This is a genomic window from Grimontia sp. NTOU-MAR1 (genome assembly GCF_035758505.1).
Taxonomy (GTDB): Bacteria; Pseudomonadota; Gammaproteobacteria; order Enterobacterales; family Vibrionaceae; genus Enterovibrio; species Enterovibrio marinus.
The window spans coordinates 34,219-51,934 of the sequence record NZ_CP142109.1 but is presented as its reverse complement, the minus strand read 5'-3'; the positions used below and the strand labels follow the sequence as shown (position 1 = coordinate 51,934).

General features: G+C 46.8%; 15 protein-coding genes. 4 read left to right on the top strand and 11 right to left on the bottom strand.

All coding sequences use genetic code 11. From position 1 onward, the window contains the following. Positions 1-7: 7 nt before the first annotated feature. Positions 8-598: a chloramphenicol phosphotransferase CPT family protein gene (locus tag VP504_RS18175; RefSeq protein WP_062714484.1), complete on the bottom strand. Its 591-nt coding sequence runs from the start codon at positions 596-598 to the stop codon at positions 8-10. 427 nt (positions 599-1,025) lie between these two features. On the opposite strand from VP504_RS18175, the gene VP504_RS18170 reads away from it, so the two are divergent. Then, positions 1,026-2,381, top strand: a complete 1,356-nt coding sequence (locus tag VP504_RS18170; protein WP_325894841.1) for a DUF4397 domain-containing protein — start codon at positions 1,026-1,028, stop codon at positions 2,379-2,381. A gap of 145 nt (positions 2,382-2,526) precedes the next feature. On the opposite strand, the gene VP504_RS18165 is transcribed toward VP504_RS18170, so the two are convergent. The 7 genes from VP504_RS18165 to VP504_RS18135 form a co-directional block, all read right to left on the bottom strand. Continuing rightward, positions 2,527-3,807, bottom strand: a complete 1,281-nt coding sequence (locus VP504_RS18165) for a cytosine deaminase (protein WP_325894840.1) — start codon at positions 3,805-3,807, stop codon at positions 2,527-2,529. Positions 3,808-3,825: 18 nt separating this feature from the next. Further along, positions 3,826-5,064 (bottom strand): cytosine permease, encoded by a 1,239-nt coding sequence (gene codB / locus VP504_RS18160; protein ID WP_325894839.1) that lies wholly within the window; start codon positions 5,062-5,064, stop codon positions 3,826-3,828. 477 nt (positions 5,065-5,541) lie between these two features. After that, the gene (locus VP504_RS18155; RefSeq protein WP_325894838.1) at positions 5,542-6,069 is read right to left on the bottom strand and encodes a DUF4136 domain-containing protein; all 528 of its coding nucleotides are present in this window, start codon (positions 6,067-6,069) and stop codon (positions 5,542-5,544) included. A gap of 85 nt (positions 6,070-6,154) precedes the next feature. Continuing rightward, positions 6,155-6,814, bottom strand: coding sequence for a hypothetical protein (locus VP504_RS18150; RefSeq protein WP_325894837.1), 660 nt, complete (start codon positions 6,812-6,814; stop codon positions 6,155-6,157). A 577-nt stretch (positions 6,815-7,391) separates the two neighbouring features. After that, a complete protein-coding gene (locus tag VP504_RS18145; protein WP_325894836.1) occupies positions 7,392-8,141 on the bottom strand; it encodes a LytR/AlgR family response regulator transcription factor in 750 nt (249 codons plus the stop codon). Beyond that, positions 8,129-9,148 carry a sensor histidine kinase gene (locus VP504_RS18140; RefSeq protein ID WP_325894835.1) on the bottom strand — a complete coding sequence of 340 codons (1,020 nt, stop codon included), beginning with the start codon at positions 9,146-9,148 and terminating at the stop codon, positions 8,129-8,131. Before VP504_RS18140 ends, VP504_RS18145 begins: the two co-directional genes overlap by 13 nt. 352 nt (positions 9,149-9,500) lie before the next feature. Beyond that, entirely contained in the window at positions 9,501-11,309 is a 1,809-nt protein-coding gene (locus VP504_RS18135; RefSeq protein WP_325894834.1) for a GGDEF domain-containing protein, read from the bottom strand. A gap of 258 nt (positions 11,310-11,567) precedes the next feature. On the opposite strand from VP504_RS18135, the gene VP504_RS18130 reads away from it, so the two are divergent. Beyond that, positions 11,568-13,160 carry an ABC-F family ATPase gene (locus VP504_RS18130; RefSeq protein ID WP_325894833.1) on the top strand — a complete coding sequence of 531 codons (1,593 nt, stop codon included), beginning with the start codon at positions 11,568-11,570 and terminating at the stop codon, positions 13,158-13,160. A 67-nt stretch (positions 13,161-13,227) separates the two neighbouring features. Here VP504_RS18130 and VP504_RS18125 read toward each other — a convergent pair whose 3' ends face one another. Together VP504_RS18125 and VP504_RS18120 are read right to left on the bottom strand one after the other, a co-directional pair. Beyond that, positions 13,228-15,024: a M3 family oligoendopeptidase gene (locus VP504_RS18125; protein WP_325894832.1), complete on the bottom strand. Its 1,797-nt coding sequence runs from the start codon at positions 15,022-15,024 to the stop codon at positions 13,228-13,230. Positions 15,025-15,146: 122 nt separating this feature from the next. Further along, positions 15,147-15,323, bottom strand: coding sequence for a DUF2986 domain-containing protein (locus VP504_RS18120; RefSeq protein WP_084387820.1), 177 nt, complete (start codon positions 15,321-15,323; stop codon positions 15,147-15,149). 348 nt (positions 15,324-15,671) lie between these two features. On the opposite strand from VP504_RS18120, the gene VP504_RS18115 reads away from it, so the two are divergent. Further along, a complete protein-coding gene (locus tag VP504_RS18115; protein WP_325894831.1) occupies positions 15,672-16,193 on the top strand; it encodes a DUF3332 domain-containing protein in 522 nt (173 codons plus the stop codon). Positions 16,194-16,334: 141 nt separating this feature from the next. Further along, the gene (locus VP504_RS18110) at positions 16,335-16,664 is read left to right on the top strand and encodes a DMT family transporter (protein ID WP_422615211.1); all 330 of its coding nucleotides are present in this window, start codon (positions 16,335-16,337) and stop codon (positions 16,662-16,664) included. A gap of 18 nt (positions 16,665-16,682) precedes the next feature. Here VP504_RS18110 and VP504_RS18105 read toward each other — a convergent pair whose 3' ends face one another. Continuing rightward, positions 16,683-17,630 carry a GGDEF domain-containing protein gene (locus tag VP504_RS18105; protein ID WP_325894830.1) on the bottom strand — a complete coding sequence of 316 codons (948 nt, stop codon included), beginning with the start codon at positions 17,628-17,630 and terminating at the stop codon, positions 16,683-16,685. Positions 17,631-17,716 lie beyond the last annotated feature (86 nt).

Below are 17,716 nucleotides of genomic sequence, written 5' to 3'. Positions count from 1 at the left end.
CGTTTACTCATCCTTGGACTGGATTCAAACGCGCATTGAGCCTTTTATAGCTGTGCTTTGCGCCGAGCAATGTTGGGTTAGTTTCCAGCCATTTAAGCAACGTCCTGGTCACCTCTTCGGGTGACTGGCTTGTGGTATCAAGTTCGATATCGTAATGCAGGTGCTGGTGTACGTGATTAAATTCACTTTCAGCCAGTCCAATCGCTCTATCTCCACGCTCTTTTTCGCGCTTAGCCGCAATCAAAAGATGGCATTTTACGCCAACGATACATACTGTGAAGCCTTCCAATGCGGCCAGCAGGTTTCGTTTTTCTTCGTCGACTGTCCAAGCGTTGTCGAGGATTAGAAAGCAACCTGCTGTCGCGAGACCTTTCGCAGCCTGATGATAGCCTTCAACCAGAGTGGGGTAGCTATAACCTTTGCGGAAGATAGCTTTGCCTTCCATCATGGCTTTCAAATCGGAAGGAGGGAGCGCATAAAGCACGCTATCGATACTGAAGTTCAGGTATTGGCGAGGCAAGTGTTCAATGAGCTCTTTGGCAATACTGGTTTTACCGGCGCTGCCTGTTCCGTTGAGAATAATAATTTGTGGAAGCATGTCACCAACTTTGTCTGATCGTATATTTGTCTACCATTACCAGTAGGTAATGTGAATATATAATTAGATGCTTACGCTGACTTTTTGTACAGGAAAGTGGCCGTGATTTTAAGCTGAGTTCACACAAAAATAGTGATGTTATTTTGCGAGTTTTGTCTCGTGCTAGAGACAAAAATAAACTAATGACTCTTTTAGTGATTCGTGATGAATGATTAGCTACGCATAGATAAATTCTTTAGCAACTTGAAGTTGTTTTAAATTACAAAGGGTTGAGCTAGAAATAGTTAGTGTATTCTAGATCACTTCCTACTGCACATTGTCCTTTCATCGATATTTGTCTCCAAAAACGATCAGAATTTACCTTCTGATCCGTTCCGTATGCCATTGGGTAACTTTGTCACTCGTTAAAAAAAAGAGGAGTGACGAGATGAAACGATGGCAAATAACGATGTATGTGATTTTGGGCTTTTCACTGTCTGGCTGTGGGGGAGGAGACAGTGGGAACTCCCACAACCAATCTGCGCTCAGGGTTATACATGCTGGCGCTGATGCGCCAAAAGTAAATGTGTTAGCCAACCAGTCAGCTTTGGTTGAAGGTCTGGATTACGGCGATAGCAGCGGGTTCAAAAAGGTGAATTCGCAAAACTACAAGGTAAAAGTGAATGCTCAACTGCCCAACCAGACGACACCAACAGTGCTAACGGAAGATTACAACCTGAAAGCTGAACGTAACTATTCTGCGATAGCCTTGGGAAGCGTTGCCGACAATACATTGGAAGTCTTGGTTGTCGAAAATTCAGATTCTGCGGTTGCGAATGGTTATGTCAGGATACAGGCTGTACATGGGTCACCTGCTGTTCCTGCTGTGGATGTGTATGTGACTGCGCCGGGTGATGATGTTAACTCTGCATCGCCAACGTTGACGCTGAGCTATCGCCAATTTAGCGACCAACTATCTGTTCCTGCCGGTGATTACCGAATTCGAATTACGCCTGAAGGAACTAAAACGGTCGTGTTTGATAGCGGAACGGTACCACTTACATCGGGGACTGATTTGTTGGTGACTGCTGCGCCGAATATTTATGGTGGTAACACAACATCACCAGTGGTTTTGGTTGCTGCATCTGGTTCTGGGTCTTCAGTGATCTTTGACCAATCCACAGGTGCAGATTTGCGGGCAGTTCACGGTGTCGCAGATGCACCTGCAGTCAACGTGTTACTGAACGATAGCTCAACGCCTACAATTGCGGACCTGAATTATTTAAATGAATCTCCTTTCCTACAGGCTCCCGCAGGCACACAGGATGTGACCGTCAATGTGCCTTCACTGAGTGCAGATGTACTGAAGAACGTACCTGTGTCGCTTGAGCAAGGGAAATTCTATAACGCGATTGTATTAGGTTCGGTAGATGCTTCTGATGCGTTTGATATTGAGTTACTGCCTTTCGAAGAGGACCGCCGCAAAGTTGCCACAGAAGCTAAAGTATCGCTGGTGCATGGCTCAGTTTCTGCTGGAACCGTTGATATTTACATCACTCCGACGGATGACATTTCCAATGCAAGCCCGACGATCAGCAACTTTGCCTACAAGCAAACCCTCACAGGTGTTGGTCTTATGCCCGGGGAAGCCGTGATATCTGTTACACCCGCGGGCTCGAAAACGGTGGCTATCGGTCCGCTGCCGGTGAATTTCGAAGGTGGAAAGCTCTACGGTGCAGTCGCCCAGGACGCTAAGAGTGGAGGTACGCCTTTGGAGCTGAATGGATTTGATGAGTTGAATTGATTCTTAATGGAGAAAATACACGCAAACGTTCTAAAAACAGCAGCGTTCAGTGAGTTTGACTGGCGTTGCGATCGTGACCGTCCTTTGTAGGTGTAGGCATCTCCATCAAAAAGGAATAGTAGCCCCGCATCTGCGGGGCTTTTCATCAACGTTTGAAAGTAACGGCTTCAGCGTCTTCCAAGTGGAGTAAGGTGGTCGCTGGTTGAGTTTCGGCAATCACTTTACCTGCACGGATAGAGTAGCGAACAGGTACCTGACGACGCAGTGCATCAAAGTCGTTCTCTGCAGGAAGGATCAGCAGGTTGCCCGGTTTGCCGATTTCAACGCCATAGTTGTCTTGGATGGTCAAGGTTTTCGCTGAGTGGTGACTTATCAAGTCCAGCGATTGGTTCAGTTGGTCGTAACCCATGATTTGGCAGACATGTAGTCCCATATGCAGTACTTGCAGCATGTTGGCAGTACCGAGAGGATACCAAGGGTCGAATACATCGTCGTGGCCAAAACAAACGTTAATGTCTGCTGCCAGCATTTCTTTGACACGGGTAATACCGCGGCGCTTTGGATAGTCATCAAAACGGCCTTGCAGATGAATGTTTACCAAGGGGTTAGCGACAAAACTGATGCCTGACATGCGCAACAAACGGAACAGACGAGACGCGTAAGCACCATTATATGAATGCATTGCCGTGGTATGGCTGGCCGTCACTTTGTGGCCTATTTCGTATTTGTGCGCTAGCGCCGCAACGGTTTCTACGAAGCGCGATTGTTCGTCGTCAATTTCGTCGCAGTGCACGTCGATAAGGCGGTCATATTTACGTGCCAGTTCAAACGCATAGTGGAGTGACTCCACACCGTATTCGCGGGTAAACTCGAAGTGTGGAATGGCACCCACGACGTCTGCACCCATTTTTACGGCTTCTTCCAGTAACTCCTTACCGTTTGGGTAAGAGAGAATACCTTCCTGCGGGAAAGCCACAATTTGAATGTCAACCCAAGGCTTCATTTCTTCACGCACTTCAATCATGGCTTTCAATGCGGTCAGGGTAGGGTCTGACACATCAACGTGGGTGCGGACGTGTTGAATACCATTAGCGATTTGCCACTTCAGGGTTTGTTTTGCACGCGCTTTCACATCTTCGATAGACAGCATCTCTTTGCGCTCAGCCCAGCGCTCGATACCTTCAAACAAGGTGCCTGAAATATTCCAGCTTGGCTCACCAGCGGTTTGGGTGGTGTCTAGGTGGATGTGAGGCTCACAGAAAGGTGGTAGGGCCATACCACCTTCTGCGTCAATCACGGTTGCATCTGTTTTCAGCTCAGCGCCGTTGTCTTCAATGGCGCGAAAAACGCCGTCTTCAATCAGGATTTGTGAAGGCGTTTCCTGACCGCGAATAACAACATTTTTAATCAGTAGAGATGCTGACATTGAGGTTTCCTCTTTGGCTCACACGCGAGCAGATTCAGTCTTTCTATTATCGTTTAGCATATCCAGTACAAGATAGCTGATTGCACCACCTAATACGGCGTTCAAAGGCACGATACCTGGCAGCAGGTGACCAGCCGCAATACCAGCGGCCACACCACCAATCGCTGCCCAGTTAACGGTTTTAAACTCTGCGTTTGCAAAGTTCTTGTATCGCGCTCGGTGCTTGATGAAATCGGCGATGATGATACCACCAATCGGTGGTATCGCAGCTGAAAGGAAGGTCAGCCAGCCTACAAAGTTGTTGTAGAGCCAAAGTGCACACAGGGTACCAATGATACCGTTGGCAACGGAAAGGTACTTGCTTGATAGGCCGGTAATATTGGAAAAGCCAAGGCCTGATGCATAAAGTGCGTTGTCGTTGGTTGTCCAGATGTTCAACCCGAGCACAATGATTGCTGGAATGAGCAGCCCTTGCATCATCATCACTTCTGATATGTCTGACTGACCTGTTGCTGCCGCGCCAGCTGCACCAAAGATAAACATCAGGCTGTTGCCGATGAAGAATGCCACCATGGTCACAACGACAGCGCCTTTTGCACTCTTACCAAATCGCACGAAATCTGCGGTCAGTGTTCCTGCCGAAATGAATGAACCAACCACCAGAACCAGTGCGGTTGAGAATGACATTGGATTTTCAGGAGAGATGAGTTGAAGTTTTTCGATACCACCCAGACTGTCGACAGCTTCGATGACTGAGTATCCGCCGAGAAGGGCAATAGCAGGAACAGCGATGGCAGAGAGAACCATAAGGGCAGAAATGCCAAAATATACGGTGGCGGTCATGGCTAGACCGGCGACTATAATCAGGATGTTGGTATCAATGCCCGTTGCTTTCTGGACGGGAAGGGCAAACATGGCAACGCCGACACCAAACCAACCAACTTGTGTACCGCCGAGAATGAGAGAAGGAAGCCAGGAGCCTTTGGTTCCGAAAGAGAATCGAGCAAGAAGATGAGTAGAGAGACCGGAAGAAGCGCCAATATAACCAAGAAAGGAAGTGTAAATACCGAGGAGAAGATTACCGATGAGAACTGCGAGGAGGAAATCATTGAATGAAAGGCCAGTGCCTAACGTTCCTCCTGTCCACATGCTCGCTGAAAAGAAGGTTAATCCCAGCATGACCATCGTCAGGGATAGGATGCCCTTTCGAGCTGACTGTGGGACTGGTTCCAGACCGTAGTTATTGTCCGCCGCCATTTTACACCTCAATAACAAAGAAAAATGCGCCCGATGTATACCCAAACAACCTGAATCCTGCATCTTCAGGTTGTTTGATTCTATCGGTTAAACGGCGCGGTAGTTTATCGGCGTAATACGTGATGTCAATCTAATAAACGCTACTTTGTAAAGGTTATTTTGAATGACTTTACTTAAATAATTGAATCGAATGGATTATTTGTATCTCTGTTTGAATGATTGTATGACTTAAGTCATATTTGTAATCGGTTACCTAATATTAAGATGTTTATAAATGTGGTTTTAAATGTGGATTTTATTAAAAAGTCTTTTATTACGAGAAGTTCTTGAAACAAAAGACTGAGATTTAGATGGTGGAGGCTAATACTCTGCTGCTCGTTACTTCGAGCAGCAGTAGTAGTGAGGTTGGGTGTTTAAAATAGGACGTAGAGTAAATCAATGGGTAAGAGCGCATAAAAGTTGATGTAAACTGGTTTGCTATTCGCCATTTGAAGGAGGAAAGTTTGCAAACATGTCTTTTACCTGCTCGTTGATAAACTCATTCTTACTTGAAGGTGTCATGCTATCAGTCAGTTTTCGTTTAGACACAGCGCGCCATACAACCTGATTGCTTTGGTTGTCGACCATCTCGACAACCAATTGGCCGTAATCTCTCTCTTCAATTCTTACAGGTGTTTCATAGCGAGCGCCAAATCGACCGGTACCATATCCAAAGCTGAAGGAGGGTCCATATGCGACAGCTTCCGTTTTTGGCTGGACGAAATATCGTAGCGTGACATTTGGAGCCACTTTCGCTTCCTCAATACCTTTTATCGCCATTTCCCTTTCCAGAGCACGTTCAATGCGGCTGTCATCCAGTGAAATAGGAGAGGTCGATGACTTCGCGGCGATATCGTAGGTCTCGATTTCTTGATAAGGGAACTGTTGGTCAAAGTCGGTATAGACACTCTTTGCACAACCTGCGAGTAAGAGAACAAAGAAAATGGGGAAAATTCGAGCGGACATGACATCGCCTCGTCTTAGGAGCTTAAGGTCTTGGAATATAGACCACCGCGATGGGCAGAAAGTTGCGTATTTTGAGAAAAGCTGGTTATTTTTCCACCAACTCAAGCGCTTGTTGTGTGTAGGGGTGGGTAGGAGCAAGGCGCTGCATTTCATTCGCCCATTTGGCAGCAGTGCTTTGGTCTTCCATATTGATCGCAGCTTTCACCGCATCAATATGTATCCAGGCTCGAGGGCCGAATGGGTAGTAGCCCAACTCTTCTGACGCCATCATATCTTTAAGCATGGCAAACCCACGTTCACGTTGGTCCATTGATTCGGGCAGGCTAATGAAGGTGATGGCAGCAAGCGACTGTATGTAAAGCCCTTCATTGAGCCCGTAATAAGGTTTATTAAACGACTCAGCTGATAATTGGTTTAGAGATTTATTGAGTGAGTCGACACCGATTTTGGAAAACTTCTGTCGGTTCCAAGGAAACCACGCGTCACGTGCTTTCATTGACATGGCACTGCCGTAATAAGCGGTGAGTAACGCATCTTCTGGGTACTGAATGAGTAGGCTTTCAACGGCACTGAGAACGTGCTCTCCTGCATCACTGTTACCCTTGCTGGCATCCATGAAGGCGTCTTGAAGCGTCTTTTGTATGGGCCCGGCATTTACCTGGTTTAACCAGGCCGGAGTTGCCGTAATGAATACGACAATACTAAACAGCACGATGCGGCTCAGCCAATTGTCCTTAATGTTCATTGCATTTCTCCTGAGGGTTGACGTTGTTTCAGGTTGTCAAACTACAGCACATCATTAGAAAGAAAAGGGCGATGAGACCAAATGCAATATTGACTGATAAACCGCATTTGGAGGATTTGAAGTGATTGGTGAATATACCCAAACGACCTGAAGATGCTCGTATTGAGGGCCTCCCTTCGGGCGAGTTGACTGAAGCCGTGGTCTGTGTTGTTCCTTTTTGACGAAGTTGACCGCGCCTGGGAAGGAACGCCGCGATCACAACACCAATCAACCTCACTGAATCCTGTATCTTCAGGTTGCTAGGGGCTGTTGACCTTTGGTGATGATTTTTGCAGCAGTTTGTGGGGATTTTATGCAAGGCAGAGGCTTCGATGTGTAGCTGGCCTACATGAGAAGCTGATAACGCAGCAGAAATTCCCCACAAACGCTGCCCGAAGGGTTCTGCTCTAAGCGTTTTATGCTTTGTTGAGGTGTATTTGCTTAGAATGACTAGGCAGCACACACCTCGCCGCGCCTAAAACGCTTATAGCGAGAACAAAATTTAACCACCAAAGGTCAACAGACCCTAGGATGTATTCTACATTTGCTTAAACAGAGAGTGAGCGTTTCTGCTAACTGGTAATTGACTTTGGTTGGATGAGACTTCAACGACCATTTTTCCAGTGATGTCCTTGAAAACTCGTCTGATGGCGGACACTTTGACGATGACTGAGCGGTGAATCTGCCAGAAAGTTTCTTCACAGAGCACCTGAGAAAGGTTCCGAAGTGGAGTGCGGATAATGTATTCAGAGTCGTTGGTGACCACTGTGACGTATTTATCCTCTGCCCGGAAGTATTCTACATCATCGACGTGAATAAGGTGGATATCTTCACCTTTAGCTGCTTTCAGCCATGTGAGCGGTGCAGAACGTTTTTCCTGAGCATGAGAAAGAATTTGGGTAAATTCGTCCGCATTCAGAGTTGGTTTAGTGCGAGTTTTTAGGCGAGTGCAGGTTTTGTTGAGGCGTTTTTCATCAATAGGCTTGATTAAGTAATCAATCGCGCCGTGTTCAAACGCTTCGATGGCGTAATGATCGTAAGCGGTTACGAAAATAATACGGGGTGGTGTTTGCATTTCACTGAGTAAGTTGGCGACTTCTAATCCATCCAATCCTGGCATTCTGATATCAAGAAACACCACATCTGGTTGAAGAGTCTTAATGAGATCCAGTGCCTCGATACCATCTTTAGCACTGCCAACGACATCTATATCGTAAGAGACGGTGCCTAACAGCCTGCTCAAATGGTGACGGAGAATGGGCTCGTCATCTGCAATTATTGCTCGCATTGAAATGAAATCCTTGTCGTGAATCCCCCTCCTTGATGGGGAATGAGTTTAAGTCGTCCTTTCTCTCCATATAGCGTTGAAAGGCGTTCTTTCACGTTCTTCATGCTGACACCATTTCCTTTAGAACCTTCATTGAAACCAATGCCGTTATCGGAAACGTCGATGGTAAGCATGTCTTCCTGTCTTGAAAAGTTGATTTGGATGTATCCCCCTTTCACCGATGGCTCAATACCGTGTACCACAGCGTTTTCGACTGCAGGCTGGATCAGAAATGGAGGAATCCGGGTTTGTTTTGAGATAGAGGTATCGACTTTTATTTCAAACTCCATCCGGTCACAAAGGCGAATTTGCTGAATGGAAAGGTAGCTGTCGAGTAGCTTTAGTTCATCATGCAGCGAAATTGTATCTTTACGCTGCTGCTTAAGGCTGGCGCGAAGCAGATCAGTGATTTTCTCGAGCAGCATTTTGGCTTTGGGAGCATCGATATCTATGAGTACCTGGATGTTAGCCAGTGTATTGAATAGAAAGTGAGGTTCCATTTGGCCTTGCAGGCTTTTAAGTTGGCTGTTTATCAGTGCCTTTTCCTGTTCGGCTTGACGGAGCTTCGCGTCTTTTAGATCATTTTCCGCTTGCCTTGCTCGATCACGCATGAAGAAAAAACAGGCAGTGAAAATCGCGACAGAGACGGTGAATATCAGCGTCGGCAGCAGAAACTCTGTTCGCCAGGACCCTCGATACTGGTATATCCAAAGCTGCATATTCATGGTGCCAATGATCGAGCCAATACTGACGGACACAGCGGTCCTTAAGGGGTTAGACCATATGGGGAAGTTTCTTGCTAGAAATATGTGCAACCAATTGAAAGACGCACCGTAGCCGAGCGAAATGGCCAAGTGGTAATAAAATGCGCCGCCGAAAATGAAGCCTGTCATGTAGGCAATTACTGAACAAATTCCGATGACGATGAGAACGCGCGCGCGCTCAAAGTATGAGATTGTAGGGTTCATTGTGCTCTATCTTTCCTAACAAATACAATGTTAGTTTTTATTGTTTTTCCGTGAAATACCCTATCGTCCTTATATTGGTGAAGATGATCGAGAATTTTGATTCCCGACTTATTTTTATAGGTAGAGATGCTCTTTTTATGGGGCTTAAAAAAGAGGCGCAGCATAAAACATGTGCGCCTTTCGATAAGGTATTTCGGATGCACAGTAGCTTTTCCGTAAAATAAATAAGGAAAAACAACCAACGCAGCCAAATTAACTCAAATATGAGATAACGAAAGTAAGATGCGATAAAAGCACCAATATCATGATGATTGGTGCTATCGGGGAGTGAAAGGGAGCCCACGTTGAAAGTTTAACCGCTGTTTGAAGAGCGTGGTTCTGAGTGTGTGGCGATAATGTCAGAGCGTGTATTATTTCCGCCTTGTCTTTCTGCATCGATTCGCATCATTTCACTGGTATTGAACATATGCTGCGGATTGATTCGCTCACCGCTTGCTTCGAGTGAAGATAAACCAATGCTGAGCGTGATCGCGCCAGTGCTAGATAGAATGAAGGGTAGGTTCTTCACACGTAAGTTGTCGTGAATCTTTTGACAAACAATATGAGAGTTTTCGCGCGTTGTATGTGGGAGGATGATGGCGAATTTGTCATTCGCCAAATGAGCGAGCACATCTGACGAGCGCTGACAGGTTTCAGAGATGACCCGACTAATGTCAGTCAGCACGTTATTGGTCTTATCTTCACCTTCAGCAGACTTGTAGCCTTCAAATTGGTCGACAGAGAGGGTCAGCAGGCTGATTGGCGTCTTGTAGCGACTGGCTCGGCGAAGTTCTTTGTCGAGCATATCATTAAAGTGTCGGAAGTTACTCAGTCCCGTCAGCTGATCAATTGGATTCACTTCTTCTAACTGGTGAGTGACATCATCAAGCGCTTCCTGATTTAAATCCAATGCATGGTTCAGTTCGACATTTTCATCACTGATTTGGTGGATGGTCTCGCTTTGTCGTTTGGTTAACAGTGAGAAACCGAGTACCAAGGAGGCCAGACCAAAAATGATCACCAAAGTCGTTAAGGCTTCGGTTTTGTATTCCTGCCAAATAGGAGGCTGATAATTAATAAAGCGGGTGCCCTCAGGCAAGGCATCACGCGATATATCGTGTTTGTCCAAAGACTCAAGGTCGAAAAATAGAGACGCGGGTGCGGGTTTAGCAGAAGGAAGGGGTGTCGCTGCATCTTTTGACATGATCTCAAGTGCGAGCTGAGCTGCAGCCTTGCCCTGACTATACCCCGTCACTATCTGGCCGCCAATGGCGCCATGACCGATGTGCGAGTGCCAATAAGTGTAAACAGGAAAGGGTGTGATTGAAGAGAGTAGTCTTGCTGTCTCTGCCGGGCTGTACTCTGTGCCATCTGATTTGGGTAGGGTATTGCTCAACAGAAACACCAATGAGTTTGGAGGAAATTGGCTCAACTCTTCGTCTAGGGCTTCAATAGACTTGTCGACGATGATTCCGGTATCAATGACATTGGCGTAGGAGGGCAGCACCGTTTCCCTGACGATATCGACAACGCGTTGGTTATGACTTTCTTTTGTTGTGCCGACAAATACGATTGCATTTGCATCAGTTTGAAGCGACAACGCCAAGTCTACGGCATTTTTGTAATCTATATATTCTGAAATCCCTGTTGAGTTGATGGCCGTGTTCAATGGCCCGGCAGGGAAATCTTTCAGTGCGGTATAAATAATGGGTTGGCTTGGGAAGAGCACTTTTTGATGGCGTAGGGCAAAATCGAGAGCAGCGTTATCAGATGTAATGACCAAGTCTGTTGAATTAGCGACTCGCTTAATCGCTAATAACTCAGCGAGTTTTTCACTGATAGATTCTCCCTGATATCTTAGGGAATCAAGGTAAACCATCGAAAGTTCGATATTGGAGCCGGATGCATCAAATGTATCTTGGATGCCGTTCTCAATTTCATCGCTCCAACCATAACCGCGGTGGAAGGCATTAATGTAAAGTACCTGCTTGGCAACTGAGTCGGCAGATGCGTTAGTCGATGCAGCGGCAACCAGCATAGTCGTAAACAATACCCCTATAACCAGACCAAGGACAGGCATGGTAATCAAGCGGGAGAATGTCGAGGTGATCTTCTTGTTCATAGCTTTCTCGAAATTTTTCTTGGCCTGCCAACGGGTGTTGATAATTTGAGACGGGGTCACCCAGTAAGTGTAGTTAGGAATTCTGCGAGTTTTGTGTGTTGCAGACGGAAAGTAGGAGCTTGGGACGCGGCGCAAATTTTTCCCATTAATCAGGACTGGGAATGACAGAAGTGTGACTTGTTTCGCTGTTTGCTTGAAGTAGGGGGCCGAACTCTGTAGTCTTGCGGCGTTTTCCATTCTCAGTTCAGGAATATTGCCTTGCTTAGTACAGCTAATATCACCCAGCAATTTGGCGCCAAGCCACTTTTCGAAAATATTTCCGTTAAGTTTGGCGAAGGTAACCGTTACGGCCTAATCGGCGCAAACGGCTGTGGTAAATCAACGTTCATGAAGATCCTGAGCCGTGAATTGGAGCCAACCAGCGGTAACATCAGCGTGGATCCTAATGAGCGTGTTGCCAAACTGAACCAGGATCAGTTCGCCTACGAGAGCTTCACGGTTATCGACACAGTTATCATGGGCCACAAAGAGTTGTGGGCTGTGAAACAAGAACGTGACCGTATCTATTCTCTGCCAGAAATGAGCGAAGAAGATGGCATGCGAGTGGCTGATCTGGAAGTAGAATTCGCTGAGATGGACGGCTACATGGCAGAGTCCAAAGCGGGTGAACTGCTGCTGGCGGTAGGTATTCCTGTTGAGCAACATTACGGCCTGATGAGCGCGGTAGCGCCTGGCTGGAAACTGCGCGTGCTTCTGGCGCAGGTACTGTTTGCAGACCCAGATATCATGCTGCTTGACGAACCGACGAACAACTTGGACATCGACACCATTCGTTGGTTGGAAGATACGCTGAACGAGCGTAACTGCACCATGATCATTATCTCGCACGACCGTCACTTCCTTAACTCAGTATGTACCCACATGGCTGACCTGGACTACGGTGAACTGCGCGTTTACCCAGGTAACTACGACGAATACATGACAGCAGCGACTCAAGCGCGTGAGCGTCTGCTGGCAGACAATGCGAAGAAGAAAGCACAGATTGCTGAACTGCAAACCTTCGTAGCGCGCTTCTCTGCAAACGCCTCTAAAGCGAAACAAGCGACTTCACGAGCGAAGCAAATCGACAAGATCCAGCTGAGTGAAGTGAAGGCATCAAGCCGTCAGAACCCATTCATTCGTTTCGAGCAGTCAAAAGAGCTGTTCCGTAACGCACTGGAAGTAGAAAACCTAAGCCAAGGCTTTGAGCACGATCTGTTCGCGAACTTCGGCGGTATTTTTGAAGTGGGTGAGCGCATTGCGATCATTGGTGAAAACGGTGTGGGTAAAACCACTTTACTGAATACGCTGGCAGGCGCACTAGAGCCACGCACCGGTGAATACAAGTGGTCTGAGAACGCAAACATCGGTTACTACGCTCAGGACCATGCCCATGACTTCGAAAAAGACATGAACCTGATGGATTGGATGAGCCAGTGGCAGCAAGAAGGTGATGACGAGCAAACCGTCCGTGGTTTCCTTGGTCGTATGCTGTTCTCTCAGGATGACATCAAGAAGTCTGTCAAAGTGCTGTCTGGTGGTGAGCAAGGTCGAATGCTGCTTGGCAAGATCATGATGCACAAACCAAACATGCTCTTGATGGACGAACCTACCAACCACATGGACATGGAATCTATTGAATCATTGAACACTGCACTTGAGCAATTCAAAGGCACGTTGTTCTTCGTATCGCATGACCGTGTATTCGTTGACTCACTGGCAACCCGCATTATCGAAATCCGTGACGGCAAGATCACAGACTTCAAAGGTACTTACGCTGAGTTCCTGAAATCACGTGGTATTGAAGGCTAATTTCGCTTTCTGTCACGCAAAGAAGAACACCCGCCTAGGCGGGTATTTTCGTATTTACTAATAGTACTCAAAGCTTTTCGACCAGTGCTTCAAACTCTTCGATACGCTTTTCAGCTATTTGGATGCTTTGCTGCCAGAAGTCTGGTCTGGTTAAATCGACACTCAGGTGGGTTTTCGCCACTTCTTCTGCACTCATTCGGCCAGTATCTCTCAGTAGGGCTTTGTAATTACTGTAGAATGCAGTACCTTTCTCTGCACGTCTTGCGTACACACCGGTACTGAACAGATAACCAAACAGATACGGATAGTTGTAGAAACTGATCTCCGCGATACTGAAATGCAGCTTGGTTGCCCAGAAGAGGTCGTTAGGCTCCGACATCGCATTGCCGTACCATTCATTCCAGGTTTCTGCCATGAGCGAGCGAAGCTCTGCGGGCGAACATTCGCCGCGCTGTCTTTGCTCATAGAAAGATTTCTCAAACCCATAGCGTACTGGAATATTGAGCATGAGTGCTACGGCTGTTTGTGCTTCTTCCCACAGCATCAACAGCTTGTCATGGCTGCTCTCTGCCTGCTCTAGCAATGCATCACGTACTACGTTTTCTGCAAAGATTGATGCGGTCTCTGCCAGTGTCATTGGGTATTCAGTTTCGATTAATGGCATGTCACGCATTACCCAGTTGTGGAATGCGTGGCCTAATTCGTGTGCGAGCGTAAGTACATCCGACATACTGCCACCAAAGCTCATAAACACGAGGGGTGTACGGGTTTTGGCAATCTTGGTGCAATAGGCTCCCATGCTTTTGTTGGGTTGTGGTGCGGCATCAATCAGTTTTTGTTCGACCATCATGTCGACGAACTCCGCCATCTCTGGATCGACGCTTTCAAATGCCTTACGGATGATGGCAATGGCTTCATCAAACGAATGTAAAGCCTGTTTGGACCCGCCGAAAGATGGCATTGCGGCCATTTCATCCCACGGCTTAAGTTGTTCGGTACCGAATACTTTCGCCATCGCTTTTGCCGCGCGACGGGAAAGATCCTGACTGGCCTTGGTGACATCCAGCATGGCGTCAAGTGTCGGTTTCTCAATACGGGCTTCTTCAAGCGCAGGGGCGAGGAAATGTAGTGGCTTGGTATGACTGCGCTTTTCATATTCGGTGAGTCGATTACCCGCCAACGCATTTAGAATAGCGGCAAAGGTAACCTCCTGATTTCCCATCGCTTCGCGGATAGCACGCCAAGCTGGCTCACGCCGATAGGTATCGCCACCGTAAAGCAAGCTTGCTGCCTGTGAAAGCCCCATCTCTTCTTCGCTGCCATCTGGGAATTTCAGGCTGACTTTCAGTGTGCCTGTGATGTCATCGTAGAGACGACCCCAAGCGTTTTTGCCATCGACCTGCATGGCTGAGAGCAACTGTTCCTCAGGAACGGAGAGACGGAAAATCTGCTGCTCACGCAGACGAGAGAGGCGGAATGCGTGGCGTTGATAGCTACCCGTCGCATCCGAACCATCAAGCACTCTCTCAAAAAAATCAGCCTCGCTGGTTGCCAGCTTATCTTCAAATGGACTGAAAGCCTGTTTGAGACTAGATGCCATCACATCGGTTTTAACAACTACAGTCTTCGCTTCGGCATCCTTAGCGTTTACTGTCGACAAACACGCTGCATAGCTGGATACTGATTGAAGTAAGGTCGAAGTTTCATCTAACAGGCTCAGCGCTCGCTGGCAGCCCTCAATAGTATCGGATGAGAGGTTGCTCAGTGCTGCAATGTTATCGCTAGAGCGGGAGAGATCGTTTTGTAACGCTGTGTCTTGAAGGCTTTGATAGACAAATGAGAAGTCCCAACTTGGTGCTGACATGCCTTTCTCCTTTTCATATTGGCGAGATTACTTTATCGCAATCTTGTGTGAGATGAACAGGAGAGGACAGGGTCTAGAACGTATTCCGTTGCATTACGTCAGAAAAACGCGCTTGGTGTCACTTACTCTTTGTTTTCTGTTTGTGCCGATTCAGTTGATTCGTTTTGTGTTTCTTCTTGAGCTATTTTTTCGCGCTCAGCTTTAGAAATGTAGCGAGGCTTACTGCTTTTTTGCAGTTTGGCTTTCTGTTTCTTGTCTTTCTTTTTGAGAGTTTGAATGATTTTCTTTTTACGGTTCATGATGGCATCTCAGAGATCGAAGGTGGAGGATTGTATAAGAAAGCCTAAGGTCTTGCACTTTACTTGAATGTTGTGAGGGAAATTCCTTGGTTAAAATATAGGCAAACGAACAGGTCTGGATTTCCTTTGTTAATATTTGTCGCGTGAATGGTTGAAATTCACTCCTTCAATGAAAACAGTAGGATACGTTCAGCCGTTAACGACGAATTAACCGCGCTGACATTGCCCTTACAAACGCCTGTAAACCAGTTGTTGCCAGAACAAATTGGAAGGGGGATATGGCCTCTTTTCTTCGTAAAAATACACTGTATACTTCGCCGACTTTTTAAACTCACAGTGTGTAAAACGATGAAAAAATTTGCAATCAAAGCTGTTGCAGCAGCAGTTCTGACGGTATCTCTGTCAGGTTGTATCGGTCAAATGGCCACTTCAGGCGCAGTGATGAAACTGAACCTGTCTGCTGTGGACAACCGTTATGCTCGTGCAGGTCTGTATGTACTGATGAGCCCGGTTTACGGTGTGGCGGCTGCGGCTGACCTATTCATCTTCAACTCAATCGAGTTCTGGACTGGCACCAACCCAATTTCTGGCAAATCTCCAGCGGTTGCTGACACTCCAATGAGTGCAGTGATCAAAATCAACCAGAAGCTGGACAAAGATCTGACGACTGCGCCAATCAAGATTTCTTCTGCTGACGTTAAGCAAGTCAATGACAAATCTCTGGAAATGTCTGTTGCATATGCTGATGGCACCACCCAGATCCTGCGTGGCGAGAAAGAAGGTGAAATGGTGAACTTCTTCCTGAACGATGAATTCATCACCGCAGTTTCTGTGGAAGAGCTTAACCAATACGCTGTAAACCGCGTATAATCGTTCCGCTGAGACTGGGTTAGTTGGATATAGCGAGCCCTGCATATGACAGGGCTTCGTTATTTCTGGGGCAGGATGCCAACATATTTAAACCTGCACCTAGGGGCTGTTTGAGCCGTTATGCTGAAACTCATCACTACTTTGCCACCACTTGTGACTTTATCAGTTGCTATTCTTTTTGAAATTGTCGCAACGTCGATGATGCCAAAAACCCAGTCTTTCACCCAGCCTATTACAACAACATCAGTACTGGCGTGCTATTCAATCTCATTTTACTTACTTTCTATCACCGTGAAGTCGATGCCTCTGGGTATTGCTTACGCTATCTGGAGCGCTGCGGGGATTTTGTTGGTCTCTTTGGTGGCATGGATGTTCTATGGCCAGCAATTGGATTTGCCAGCCATCTTAGGAATGTCACTGATTGTGTCAGGGGTGGTTGTCATTAATCTGTTTTCGACAGTGATGCACTAGGATCACCAAAACGGGATCTTACCCTTTCGCTTTGATTGCAAAATTTCTCGCAGTATCAAGCAGGTTACTGAAATCATAGTTACTTTCAGGCTCTACCCACGATACCCCGACGTAGTAATCCAACGTGTAGGGGAGAGCATTTTCTACAGAATAACGATCAACACGTTCTTTGAACCTGTCTAAGATCTCCTGAGTATTGGCGATGGGTGTGTTGTTCATTAGCACAGCAAACTTATCGCTTTCAAGGCGAGCTAGCACATCTGAATCTCTGAAACCAAATTTCAATAGATCGGCAAAGAACGCTAATGCCCGGTCACCTTCAACATTACCCCGAAGCTTGTTAATCGTTTTTAACTCCCGAACATCAAAAAACGCCAGTGATGCTGGGGCATTTAATCGTTCACACATATTTAGGCTATTCTGGCAAATTACTTCGAAGCCATGCTCGTTCAGCAAGCCAGTGAGGTGATCTTGTGTACTAAGCTGCATCGATGCAAGTTCATTCTCAACCAAGTCAACGATGTCCTTCATGCAGCGTAAATCGTAATCGTCAAACCCTCGTGGCTCATCATCTGCGATGCTCAAGGCACCTAGCAGTGAGCCACTGACATGGCGGATGGGATAACCCGCATAAAACCGGATCTTAAGATCGCCAAGCACCAGAGGGTTATCTGAAAATCGTGTGTCGGAGAGGGTGTCATTTACCACCATAGGTTCGCTGTCCAAAATGGCATGCGCGCAAAAACTGATGTCCCGGGGGTATTCTCTTTCCAACCCTTTCCCTGATTTTACCCATTGCCGGTTGGTATCTATAAAGCTAATCGCTGCGATTTTGGTTCCGAACATTTGTTTGGCTAGACGGGTCAGTCTGTCAAAGCGCTCTTCGTTGCCAGTATCAAGAATATTCAGGTGATGGAGTACCTGCAGACGATGCGTTTCATCGATAGGCAATTCTGGCTTTTTCATAGTGAACCCAATGTGTGAGTGTTTTCATTAATATAGACGATAGATGGCGTCATTCTGTTGATGGGAGCGATAGGTACTTTAGGGGA

Coding starts and splice junctions, on each gene's coding strand:
- VP504_RS18175 (WP_062714484.1), bottom strand. CDS start 598: ATGCTTCCACAAATTATTATTCTCAACGGAACAGGCAGCGCCGGTAAA.
- VP504_RS18170 (WP_325894841.1), top strand. CDS start 1,026: ATGAAACGATGGCAAATAACGATGTATGTGATTTTGGGCTTTTCACTG.
- VP504_RS18165 (WP_325894840.1), bottom strand. CDS start 3,807: ATGTCAGCATCTCTACTGATTAAAAATGTTGTTATTCGCGGTCAGGAA.
- codB (WP_325894839.1), bottom strand. CDS start 5,064: ATGGCGGCGGACAATAACTACGGTCTGGAACCAGTCCCACAGTCAGCT.
- VP504_RS18155 (WP_325894838.1), bottom strand. CDS start 6,069: ATGTCCGCTCGAATTTTCCCCATTTTCTTTGTTCTCTTACTCGCAGGT.
- VP504_RS18150 (WP_325894837.1), bottom strand. CDS start 6,814: ATGAACATTAAGGACAATTGGCTGAGCCGCATCGTGCTGTTTAGTATT.
- VP504_RS18145 (WP_325894836.1), bottom strand. CDS start 8,141: ATGCGAGCAATAATTGCAGATGACGAGCCCATTCTCCGTCACCATTTG.
- VP504_RS18140 (WP_325894835.1), bottom strand. CDS start 9,148: ATGAACCCTACAATCTCATACTTTGAGCGCGCGCGCGTTCTCATCGTC.
- VP504_RS18135 (WP_325894834.1), bottom strand. CDS start 11,309: ATGAACAAGAAGATCACCTCGACATTCTCCCGCTTGATTACCATGCCT.
- VP504_RS18125 (WP_325894832.1), bottom strand. CDS start 15,024: ATGTCAGCACCAAGTTGGGACTTCTCATTTGTCTATCAAAGCCTTCAA.
- VP504_RS18120 (WP_084387820.1), bottom strand. CDS start 15,323: ATGAACCGTAAAAAGAAAATCATTCAAACTCTCAAAAAGAAAGACAAG.
- VP504_RS18115 (WP_325894831.1), top strand. CDS start 15,672: ATGAAAAAATTTGCAATCAAAGCTGTTGCAGCAGCAGTTCTGACGGTA.
- VP504_RS18105 (WP_325894830.1), bottom strand. CDS start 17,630: ATGAAAAAGCCAGAATTGCCTATCGATGAAACGCATCGTCTGCAGGTA.